This window comes from Paenibacillus gorillae (assembly GCF_000513275.1).
Classification (GTDB): domain Bacteria; phylum Bacillota; class Bacilli; order Paenibacillales; family Paenibacillaceae; genus Pristimantibacillus; species Pristimantibacillus gorillae.
In genome coordinates this window covers 64,716-76,056 of record NZ_CBVJ010000134.1, presented here as the reverse complement: position 1 = coordinate 76,056, position 11,341 = coordinate 64,716, and the positions used below count along the sequence as shown (strand labels likewise).

10 protein-coding genes, 1 pseudogene and 1 riboswitch are annotated in these 11,341 nt (G+C 50.3%); all 11 genes and pseudogenes read left to right on the top strand.

Annotated features, from left to right (window positions below; genetic code table 11):
- A pseudogene (locus TY10_RS30880) lies at nucleotides 1–201 on the top strand (protein-(glutamine-N5) methyltransferase, release factor-specific); the annotation flags it as partial.
- Nucleotides 202–699: 498 nt separating this feature from the next.
- Nucleotides 700–1,443 (top strand): stage II sporulation protein R, encoded by a 744-nt coding sequence (spoIIR, locus tag TY10_RS25790; RefSeq protein WP_042170270.1) that lies wholly within the window; start codon nucleotides 700–702, stop codon nucleotides 1,441–1,443.
- A 575-nt stretch (nucleotides 1,444–2,018) separates the two neighbouring features.
- Nucleotides 2,019–3,077 carry an L-threonylcarbamoyladenylate synthase gene (locus tag TY10_RS25780; protein WP_042170264.1) on the top strand — a complete coding sequence of 353 codons (1,059 nt, stop codon included), beginning with the start codon at nucleotides 2,019–2,021 and terminating at the stop codon, nucleotides 3,075–3,077.
- A gap of 240 nt (nucleotides 3,078–3,317) precedes the next feature.
- Nucleotides 3,318–3,830 (top strand): manganese efflux pump MntP, encoded by a 513-nt coding sequence (locus TY10_RS25775; RefSeq protein ID WP_238328024.1) that lies wholly within the window; start codon nucleotides 3,318–3,320, stop codon nucleotides 3,828–3,830.
- 44 nt (nucleotides 3,831–3,874) lie between these two features.
- Nucleotides 3,875–4,450, top strand: a complete 576-nt coding sequence (locus tag TY10_RS25770) for a low molecular weight protein arginine phosphatase (protein ID WP_042170259.1) — start codon at nucleotides 3,875–3,877, stop codon at nucleotides 4,448–4,450.
- A gap of 165 nt (nucleotides 4,451–4,615) precedes the next feature.
- Nucleotides 4,616–4,696, top strand: a riboswitch (ZMP/ZTP riboswitch).
- A gap of 222 nt (nucleotides 4,697–4,918) precedes the next feature.
- Nucleotides 4,919–5,374: a ribose 5-phosphate isomerase B gene (gene rpiB, locus TY10_RS25765; RefSeq protein ID WP_042170257.1), complete on the top strand. Its 456-nt coding sequence runs from the start codon at nucleotides 4,919–4,921 to the stop codon at nucleotides 5,372–5,374.
- 27 nt (nucleotides 5,375–5,401) lie between these two features.
- Nucleotides 5,402–6,010 carry a TIGR01440 family protein gene (locus TY10_RS25760; protein WP_042170253.1) on the top strand — a complete coding sequence of 203 codons (609 nt, stop codon included), beginning with the start codon at nucleotides 5,402–5,404 and terminating at the stop codon, nucleotides 6,008–6,010.
- A gap of 60 nt (nucleotides 6,011–6,070) precedes the next feature.
- Nucleotides 6,071–7,318 carry a serine hydroxymethyltransferase gene (locus TY10_RS25755; protein ID WP_155986051.1) on the top strand — a complete coding sequence of 416 codons (1,248 nt, stop codon included), beginning with the start codon at nucleotides 6,071–6,073 and terminating at the stop codon, nucleotides 7,316–7,318.
- A gap of 363 nt (nucleotides 7,319–7,681) precedes the next feature.
- Complete coding sequence (locus tag TY10_RS25750) at nucleotides 7,682–9,355, top strand: peptide ABC transporter substrate-binding protein (RefSeq protein WP_155986050.1); 1,674 nt, start codon at nucleotides 7,682–7,684, stop codon at nucleotides 9,353–9,355.
- Between the two features lie 121 nt (nucleotides 9,356–9,476).
- Nucleotides 9,477–10,406, top strand: a complete 930-nt coding sequence (locus tag TY10_RS25745; RefSeq protein ID WP_042170246.1) for an ABC transporter permease — start codon at nucleotides 9,477–9,479, stop codon at nucleotides 10,404–10,406.
- Between the two features lie 4 nt (nucleotides 10,407–10,410).
- A complete protein-coding gene (locus TY10_RS25740) occupies nucleotides 10,411–11,334 on the top strand; it encodes an ABC transporter permease (RefSeq protein WP_042170244.1) in 924 nt (307 codons plus the stop codon).
- Nucleotides 11,335–11,341: the final 7 nt, after the last annotated feature.

Genomic DNA, 11,341 nt, shown 5'->3' with positions numbered 1-11,341 from the left:
CTGGACCCGTACCGCCGCATGGTAGAGCAGTTGCCGGCGCTGCGGCAGGTGCCGCGGATCGTCGGCTTCGAGCTTGGCATGGGCCAAGCTCGCGACGTCGCGGCGCTGCTGGAGCAGTACGGCGCCTGGGACGAGGTGCGGATCATTACCGACTATGCCGGCATTGAGCGGCATGTGCTGGCGATCCGCCACGCGGACTAGCTCTAAGTGAGCGTTTATGACTGCTAACTAACGCATATTTCTGCATCAACCTGCAAAAATACATTTTGTTTGACTGAAAAAGCTTCATTTATCACAACAAAATGCAAAAGTGCATTTTGATCGGCCGAAATAGCATGAAATCAGCGATTTTGGGCGTATCAGCCTGCACTTTTGCATTTTGATGCTGATTTTTGATTGGTTTTGATAAATCAAAATGCACTTTTGCGTTTTGATTGAATGCTGAGAAGGCTCGCTAGATAGCACTGTTGCTGTCGCTGTATGAGAGCTTGAAATAGCAGAACTGAAACTTTCTAATAGCATGATAAACCGGGTCCCGAGAGGGCTCGGTTTTTTTTATCCTTCTCTAAATCTAGCAGGAGTAAATCTTTTTACGAGATACGAGGTTTATAGAGTGAGCATGCGGGACATACTGACGGATAGATACGTTCCGGAACGCAAGCTGAAGCACCGACGGGTGCACGAGAGGAGCTTGTGTGTATGTCCCGCCCTTATTCCCGTTTCTATTATAGAAGGTCGTATGGTTTTATCGTATTTGCCCTTATTCTCTTAATTATGAGCTGGGAGCTTCAACAAACGGATGCTGCTGTAGCTAGCGGCTCCATTCCACAGGAGTCGATTCGTCTCCGTATTTTAGCCAATTCGGATACTCCCGCTGACCAGGCGGTTAAACGCGTCGTTCGCGACGCCGTTGTAGATGCAATGAACGGCTGGGTGACCGGTCCGCAAACGATTGAAGAAGCCCGCCAAACGCTGCAAAGCCATATGGGCGAAATCGAAGACATCGTTGGTAAAGTGCTGCAAAGCCGGGGTTTTAGCTATGATTATCGGGCACAGCTCGGACTGGTTCCTTTTCCAACTAAAATGTATGGCAATGAAGTATATCCTGCCGGAGAATATGAGGCTCTGCTCATTACGCTCGGCGAAGGTCAAGGACAAAACTGGTGGTGCGTACTGTTCCCGCCGCTTTGTTTCATAGATGCTGCAACAGGTGAGGCTTCTGCTGCGAGTGCTGACGCTGTGCAAGGGAAAGCCAAAGAAGCTGCGCCAGCTAAATCGGAAAACAATAAAGTAAGCAAGTCAGATGACAAGACCGCTGCTGCTTCGGCCTCAAACGATACTGCTGACAAAAAACAATCGGAAGGCGAAGCGCCGGAAGCGAAGTTTTTCCTCTGGGAGATGCTGCAGCAATTAATCGGTTGGCTTAAAGGTTTGTTTTCTTAATGTAGATTGTCTTTCTTAAAACGATCTTCATAATCATATTCGTTTCACACCGCGCGCTACTTTCGGAGCAGGGGGCCATCGAGGCACACTGTGTTGCTGGATGATCAGCTTCGGCATCGGTACCTGCAGCAGTTGTTCATCTGCCTCTTGGTTGCCCGCTGACGGTCACTTTACTCGGAAGCTGTCAGTAGCTGTAGAGGCCGCGTTAATCCTTGATCGAATTGCAGCGAAGCTAATTCGCTAAATAGAGAAGTAAAGTTCGCTGTATGCATCTTTTCTATGAGGTGACTCTGCACAGCGAACTTTTTTTCCCTAACCGTGAACCTAAGTTCATGAGTAGCGAAAAGAGGTTCGTTAATGAACAAAACAAACTCTAGAACAGGACAGACAACGAAGTTTACTTCGTTATACAGCGAAGCAGCTTCGCTGTAATATAGGTTCTTCACATTTGCTGCTGATATCATGCGCCTAAGTATGCGAGGGAACTGATTAATTAGATGGGTGCGGCGCATTTGCGTGCTTGTGGTATAATAGCGGCAAACAGACTACTAACAAGCAGGGATTGAACTATAAAGATGAAGATGACTAAGGTATGGCGGCTGGAAGGCGAGTTGTTGGCGGGACAGCTGACGGAGGCGGCCGGGCTGCTGAGGGAGGGAGAATTGGTAGCTTTCCCGACGGAGACGGTATATGGCTTAGGGGCGGATGCGAGGAGTACACAGGCGGTGGAACAGATTTTTACCGCTAAAGGAAGGCCTTCCGATAATCCGCTTATCGTTCATATCGCTAATATCGGGCAGTTGGAGGAGCTTGTGCTGCCATATCCGGAATTAGCAAGCCGCTTGATGGAACAGCTTTGGCCAGGGCCCCTCACAATTGTGCTGCCGGTTAAGCCTGATGCCGTATCGCCGCTTGTGACAGCGGGATTAGCAACGGTAGGCGTCCGAATGCCTGATCACGCTGCGGCATTGGAGCTTATCGGGCAAGCCAATTGTCCGGTTGCAGCACCAAGCGCCAACCGTTCGGGCAGACCGAGTCCGACAACAGCGTCCCATGTGTTAGAGGATCTTGACGGCGCAATTGCCGGAATCGTAGATGGCGGTGCGACAGGTGTCGGGCTGGAGTCGACGGTAATCGAGCTTGCTGGACACAACACCATTCGCATTCTTCGGCCAGGCGGCGTTACACCGGAACAGCTGCAGTTAGCTGTGCCCGGAGCGATTATTGATACACCGCCGGCTCAGTCCGAAACGGAGGAAGCGCCTCGCTCACCCGGTATGAAATATACCCATTACGCACCGGCAGGCGATATGGAGATCGTTCAGGGGGATCCGACTGAGACGACTGCCTATATCCGGGAAGTGATAGCTGGGGCTAAACGCGACGGCCTAAAAACCGGGGTGCTTGTATTTGCAGAACGGGAAGGTGACTTTGATGCTGATGTCGTCCTCACATACGGTGGGGAAAAGCATCAATTGGAATATGCGGCACAGCGGCTGTATGCAGCATTAAGGCAGTTTGATGCCGAAGGGGTGCAGCGCATCTGGGCTGAGGGCTGTGAGGAGCAAGGCATCGGCCTTGCATTAATGAACAGGCTGGCCAAAGCAGCTGGCAATCAAGTAACCCGATTATAGGGGTTGGCACCCGAACTATTTTACCAGCGCCTTCTACATGCTTCTTCACTATCGCTGCTACTCTAAAGCAGTACCTGAACCGAAAGTCGATGCCTTCTGTCTCCCCTCCATTTTTGCCTATTAATTCGTATGTTTGGCGTCTTGTCCGCATATGTTGGGTAATGAATGGATGTGGACAGGGGGAGAGACTGCGTGAATGAAGCCGTTTTGCACGCTGGACAGTTTGCGACACTGCTTATAATGGCGGTAGCACTGGGGATGGATGCTTTTTCATTGGGGATTGGAATCGGATTGAAAGGCATTCGATTACGCGATATATTGAAGCTAAGCAGCATCATTGCTCTTTTTCATATTATTATGCCGCTCGGAGGCATGTTTGCCGGGCAATTCGTAAGCGGCTTGTTAGGCCATATAGCGACTACGGCAGCTGGTATTTTACTGGTTTTGCTAGGCGGGCATATGATATATAGCTCGATTAAAGGCGAAGAGGTTAAATCGCTGGATTACCGCTCTGTCACCGGAACATTTCTGTTTGCGCTGAGCGTCAGCATCGATTCTTTTTCCGTTGGCGTGACCCTTGGAATGTTCCAAGCTGATTTGCTGCTTACCATTCTATTGTTCGGTTTTTTCGGCGGTTTAATGTCCATACTGGGTTTGATGCTTGGCCGGAGAGTCAGCCGCAATCTTGGCGGCTACGGCGAAGCGTTTGGCGGAGCTATTTTATTTATTTTCGGCGTTATGTTTATTTTCTGACCAGACCATGTTCATGGTCTCTCGAATAGAAAGGGGACAGCAGCATGAAACGCATATTATTCGTATGTACCGGCAACACCTGCCGATCACCGATGGCTGAGGCGATGTTGAAGGATATGGCGGAACGGCAGGGCGTTGCACTTGAGATCCGTTCCGCAGGTGTATCGACCATTGACGGTCTGGCTGTTTCGCGTAATGCCATTGAATCCCTGCGGGAGAAAAATATCGAGCATCGCGGCGCATCACGCGCGCTGACTGGCGAGGCTGTGGAATGGGCTGATCTCATCCTAACGATGACCGCGGGTCATAAGAGAGGGCTGCTGCAAGGCTTTCCGGAGGCAGTCGACAAGACGCACACGCTGAAGGAGTACGCGCATCAAGATGATGTGGCGCTGGCAGATATCCAGGAGCTGGAACGCCTTTATTCGGAGATGCATTTGAAGCTGGCTCTTGGCCAGCAACTGAGCGTCGGCGAGCGGTCGAGGCTGCTGGAGCTGGAGCGGCGCATTCCAGGTACGGATATCGCCGATCCATTCGGCGGGACGCTGGAGATGTACCGGAGCTGCGCGAACGAAATCGAAGAAGGGCTGCGCAAGCTGCTCGGCAAGTTGCAACAGTAGAGCAATTGGCAGAAGCTTCGACAAAGTCATTCTCTTTATTCTGCCGCGGGGCTGCTCAGCATCGCTTAAAAGGGAACTTATCCAATGGGTAAATTTCCGCGCGGGAAAAGGACAAAGGATGATTGATTTTCGGGTAGGAATCAGCTATGATGAGAATACAAAGACGGTTTCCGATGTAACTGGCGACGGAAGTGGGTAACCACGGTGGAGCATCGGAACATACGGCCGGTCGCCTGGGCAAAGAGCAGCATGCTGAAGAGCATGTCATGCTCTTTTTTCGTCTTTTTCGACGAATTTAGGTATAATAAATCGTGAGATTGAAGCGATAGTGTCATTTTCTAGCTTCAAAGGTAAGCAGGTTTACCCGTTAGTATTCATGCTTATCTTGCTATGCAAAACGCCAAAGGTTTAAAGGAATGGCCGTTTTGCCCGGTAATCGACGCACATACCTTTAGGAGGAAACCCACTATGAAAATTGCAATCGGCGCGGACCACGGAGGCTACACCCTGAAAGACGTTATCGTCCCTTATCTGGAATCGCTGGGACATGAAATCGAGGATCTCGGCTGCGACTGCAGTCAATCGGTCGACTATCCCGATTATGCGCTTCCTGTTGCAGAACGCGTTGCGAGCGGCGAAGCCGACCGCGGCATTCTGATCTGCGGCACCGGCATCGGCATGTCGATCGCGGCGAATAAAGTCGCAGGCATCCGCTGCGCGCTTGTGCATGATTTGTTCTCTGCCCAAGCGACCCGAGAGCATAATGATACCAATGTGCTCGCGATGGGCGAGCGTGTCATCGGCCCTGGCGTAGCGCAGGAAATTGTCCGAATCTGGCTGGAGACACCATTCTCGAGCGGAGAACGCCATGTCAGCCGGCTGAACAAAGTGAATCAAATCGAAGCTCAATACACACGCTCCTAACATGATGCAAGAAGGAGACGATCGTCCATGAGCGGGAATGATGAAATAACGAACATTACATCCCATGTTGAGCAGATCATCCGTGAATTGGCCGAGGCGGGAAGCCTTGCCGCAGGACAGTTGCTCGTCATCGGGACGAGTACGAGCGAGGTGCTGGGCCACCGCATTGGAACCTCCGGAACAGTGGAGACGGCAGCGCAAATTTTTGCAGGCGTGGAGGCAGCACGGCGCGACATTGGCTTCTACCCGGTATTTCAATGCTGCGAGCATTTGAACCGTGCACTCGTAATAGAACGGGAAGCGGCAGAGAAGTACGGGCTGGAGGAAGTGGCAGCGGTGCCGGTTCCGAAAGCAGGCGGCTCGATGGCGGCCTACGCTTACCGTCAGCTTACCGGGGCGTGCCTGGTTGAGACGATAGCCGCGCACGCAGGGATTGATATCGGCGATACGTTCATCGGCATGCATTTGCGGCGGGTGGCGGTGCCGGTTCGTCCTTCGATTAAGAATATTGGATCTGCCCATGTTACGATGGCTTATGCACGTCCGAAGCTAATTGGCGGGGCGCGTGCCGTTTATACGGCGGAGCCCGAAGGAAGCGGCCTGGCGGTAGAGCAATCGCCGGGAACCTGCGACTAGCGGCATGAGCCGTTGTCTCTAATTTATATAAACCATTAATTAACTATAGGAGGCATTATTATGGAAAATCTACGTAAGCAAGATCCTGAAGTTTTGAAGGCAATGGGCCTTGAATTGCAGCGCCAACGCGACAACATCGAATTGATCGCATCCGAGAATATCGTAAGTGAAGCGGTTCTGGAAGCAATGGGCTCCGTATTGACGAACAAATATGCTGAAGGCTACCCGGGTAAACGCTTCTACGGCGGCTGTGAGCATGTTGACATCGTTGAAGATATTGCACGTGATCGCGCAAAAGAAATTTTCGGCGCAGAGCACGCAAACGTTCAACCTCACTCCGGCGCACAAGCGAACATGGCGGTTTATCTGGCTGTTCTCAAACCAGGCGACACTGTTCTCGGCATGAACCTGGCGCACGGCGGTCACTTGACACACGGCAGCCCGGTTAACGCATCCGGCTTGTTGTACAACTTCGTCGCTTACGGCGTTGATGAAGATACATTCACGATTAACTATGAAGAAGTTCGCAAAGCGGCATTCAAGCACCGTCCTCGTCTGATCGTTGCCGGCGCGAGTGCTTACCCGCGTACAATTGATTTCGAAAAATTGGGCAAAATCGCAGAAGACGTAGGCGCTTTGTTCATGGTCGATATGGCCCACATCGCAGGTCTGGTTGCGGCTGGTCTGCATCCAAACCCAGTTCCTTATGCGCATTTCGTAACGACAACTACGCACAAAACGCTTCGCGGTCCTCGCGGCGGATTGATTCTCTGCCGTCAGCCTTGGGCAGCGGCTATCGACAAAGCTGTATTCCCAGGCACACAAGGCGGCCCTCTGATGCATGTTATTGCTGGTAAAGCAGTTGCTTTCGGTGAAGTGCTTCAGCCTTCCTGGAAACAATATGCACAGCAGGTAATCAACAATGCGAAAGTTCTTGCTGACACGCTGATCGGCGAAGGCATCAACATCGTTTCCGGCGGTACAGACAACCACTTGATGCTGATCGATACGCGCGGCTTGAACATTACAGGTAAAGTTGCGGAGCACGTGCTGGATTCCATCGGCATTACAGCTAACAAAAATGCGATTCCATTCGACCCGACGAGCCCGTTTGTAACGAGCGGCATCCGTCTTGGTACGCCAGCTGCGACTTCCCGCGGCATGGACGAGAAGGCGATGAAGACGATCGGCGAAGTTATCGCAATGACGCTGAAAAACCACGAAGATGAGGCGGTTCTGGCAAAAGCTCGCGGTATCGTTCGCGATCTCACTGCTCAATATCCGCTTTACGAAACCATTCAATACTAAGAGCTGCGCTGCAGTCAAAAGGGCGATTCGAGACCTCTCTCGAATCGCCCTTTTTTTGCTTTTCCAGCGTATTAACCCCATGCCATTGCAGCATGCTATACGTACCGTTGAAAGTTGGTATTCACAACATCCAGCATTTTCCGCACAATATATGGGAATTGACACGGGTCACTTACTATTGTATATTGGAAGTCGTGTATTAACGCTACAATGCAATAATTATATGTGTACCGACATAGAAAATAAATTAATATCGATTGAAATCGTTTAATTTTCTTGCAATTCAATCGATTAATGAAAATTTCTATTGTTAATAATGTAAAATTATTGCAAATATGGGAAGAACATCAGGGGAGGATATTCATGTTGAAGAAGAACAAACATGGCTTTAAACTTGTTTCTTTGCTTCTCGTACTGGCCATTATTGCTGTTGGCTGTACACCGAAGAATGAAACGGGCAACTCGGGCAATGGCGGCGAAGCTGCTGCAGGTAAGAAAGAATTCCGGATGAACCTGTCCGAACAGCCTCCGACGCTGGATCCTGCACAAGTGCAAGACCAAGTGTCCGCTACTGTACTTAACGGTATCTACGAAGGTCTGCTGCGCAAAGATGAAAAAGGCAATGACGTTGCCGGCATTGCGAAAGACTGGAAAATTTCCGATGACGGTTTGACCTATACATTCAACCTTCGCGATGATGCGAAATGGAGCAATGGCGATCCAGTAACGGCGAATGACTTTGTATTTGCCTGGAAACGCGTCCTTGATCCAAACCTCAAACCAGCTGCAGCAGCTTATGCTTATCAGCTGTATTACATCAAAAACGCCGAGAAATACAACACGGGCGCTGACGGCGTAACAGCCGACGACGTTGCGGTAAAAGCGGTTGACGAGCATACGCTCGAAGTAACGCTGAACTCCCCGACTCCATACTTCTTGAGTCTGATGTCGTTCACGACATACTTCCCTGTTCACCAATCGGTGAAAGACAACGAGGCTTGGGCAACAGACGTGAAATCGATCATTACGAACGGTTCGTTCAAAATGACAGATTGGAAGAAAAACACGTCCATTACGCTTGCTCCGAACGAGAACTATTACGCGAAAGACGATGTGAAGCTGAGCAAAGTATTCTTCACAATGGTTAATGACTCCGGTACCGAGCTTAGCATGTACCAAACGGACAAGCTGGACTATGCCGGCATGCCTACAGGCTTGATTCCGACTGAGCAATTCGAGACGTTGAAAAAAAGCAATCCTGACGAATTCAAAGTAAAAGGCACAGCGAGCATTTACTACTACATGTTCAACACGAAGCAAGCGCCTTTCAACAACGAGAAGATTCGCCAAGCACTGTCGATGGCAATCAGCCGTCAGGATATTACCGATAAAATCGCTCTGGGCGGAGAAAAACCAGCATTCGGTTTTGTTCCACCGGGTATCAAAGGCGAGAAAGAAGATTTCCGCGCCGAAGTTAGCGATGCATACTTCACTGAAGATATTGAAGCAGCGAAAAAATTGCTGGCAGAAGGTCTGCAAGAGCTGGGCCTGAGCAAAATGCCAACTGTTAAGCTGGCTTACAACACAAACGACAAGCACCAGAAAATCGCTGAGGCGATTGCAGCAATGTGGAAAACAAACCTGGGCGTTGATACAAGCATCGAGAATCAAGAATGGGGCGTGTTCATCGACAACCGGAACCGTCTGAACTATGAAGTGGCTCGCGGCGGCAACGGCGCGGACTACAATGATCCGATGACTTTCATCGATCTGTATACTTCGAAGAGCGGTAACAACAACACCGGCTTCGCATCGAAAGAATACGACGATATGGTGAAAAAAGCGTATGCTACGGATAATCAAAAAGAGCGTATGGAAGCAATGGCGCGCGCCGAGAAAATTTTGATCGATTCGCGAGCAGTCGCTCCGCTGTTCTACTACAGCAGCGTATACATGATTAAGCCGGGCTTTGAAGGCATCTTCATGGATTACAAAGGCGACATCGACTACAATCGCGGCAGCTATGTAGGGAAATAAGAAGCACGTCCATGGTTTGCGGGATATATGCAGCATTGACTGCATATATCCCTTTTTGAAATAAAAGGCCGTTTCCTAAGCCTTATTCCAGATGCTTATTACCAAGGAGGTGCCACGACAAGTGGTTCGCTATGTCCTTCAGAAGCTGCTGTTCATGATTATTTCGATTTTCGTGCTGGCTTCCGCTACTTTTTTCCTGATGAAAGCGATACCGGGTAATCCGTTTCAATCCGAGAAGAACGTTCCTCCAGCCATTCAAGAGAGGCTTAACGAGCAGTACGGATTGAATGATCCTCTCGGCGTTCAATATTTGCATTACATGAACAATTTGCTCCACTTTGATCTTGGCCTGTCTATGAAACAGCAATATACGTCGGTTGTCGACGTTATTAAGAACGGCTTTATCTATTCGTTGCAGCTGGGCATTTTCGCGATCATATTGGCGATTGCCGCAGGCATCGTTTTGGGTCTGATCGCTGCGCTTAACCATCGAAAATTTCTCGACGCCTTCACGATTTTTCTCGCGGTGCTTGGCGTATCGATTCCCAATTTCGTCGTTGCCGCAGGTCTCCAGTATGTGTTTGGCGTAAAGCTCGGCTGGCTTAGCGTAGCGGGTCTAAACGATCCGACCGACTTTATCTTGCCGGTTGTGGCCTTGTCATTCCTGCCCGCCGCTTTCATTGCACGGCTTACGCGCTCCAGCATGCTGGAGGTACTGACGGCCGATTATATCAAGACTGCACGGGCGAAAGGCTTGTCAGGGCGCATTATCCTGATCCGGCATGCGCTGCGTAACGCGATTTTGCCTGTAGTCACCTATGTTGGTCCGATGACCGCCAACATTATTACCGGTTCGGTTATTATCGAGCAGATTTTCGGAATCGGCGGCTTGGGCAAAAGCTTTGTTAACAGCATCACTAACCGTGACTACACGCTGATTATGGGCGTGACGCTGTTCTACGCGGTTATTCTGATGCTGGCACGCTTCTTGACCGATATTGCGTACGGCCTTGTCGATCCGCGGATTAAATTGAGCAGGAAAGGAGGCTGACCCGATGTCGGAGCATTCATTGCAAAGAGAAGATTTCGCAAAGCTTAGCAAAGAAGAGAAAGTGCCAGAAGTCGTCGTTCGCGAAAGTATTTCGGCTTGGAAGGACGCTTGGTTCCGGCTGCGTTCCAACAAAATGGCGATGGTCAGCCTTATTGTTCTTGTGCTTATCGTCATTATGGCCATTATCGGCCAATGGATTTCTCCTCACGATTATTCGACGAATGATCTGTCGGCAACCAATCAGAAGCCGTCCTCCGACCATTGGTTCGGAACTGACGCCCTAGGACGCGACATGTTTGCGCGTACGTGGATGGGCGCGGGGATCTCGCTTCAGGTCGGCATTTACGCTGCACTGGTCGATTTGTTTGTCGGTGTAATTATTGGCGGTATTATGGGCTACTACGGCGGTAAAGTCGACGAAGTGCTCAACCGTTTTTGTGAAATCCTGTATTCGATTCCGAGCTTGCTCGTCGTTATATTGCTTATTGTCGTCTTGGAGCCTAGCATGTTCACGATCATCCTGGCGCTCAGTATTACCGGATGGATTAACATGGCGTGGATTGTCCGCGGGCAAATCATGCAGCTCAAAAACCAGGAATATGTATTGGCCGCGCGTTCGCTTGGCGCGAGTCCTGCGCGGATTATGTTTAAGCATCTTGTTCCGAATGCGATCGGCGCGATTATCGTGACGATTACGATGACGGTGCCAAGCGCAATTTTCGCCGAAGCTTTCCTCAGCTTCCTCGGACTTGGCGTGCAGTCCCCTGCGGCGTCGCTCGGAACGCTGATCAATGACGCATTGAAAGCCATGACGATTTATCCTTGGCGGATGATTTTCCCTGCTGTCCTGATTAGTTTGACGATGCTTTGCTTTAATATTTTCGGAGACGGACTGCGTGACGCGCTTGATCCGAAAATGAAAAAGTAGGAGGTGC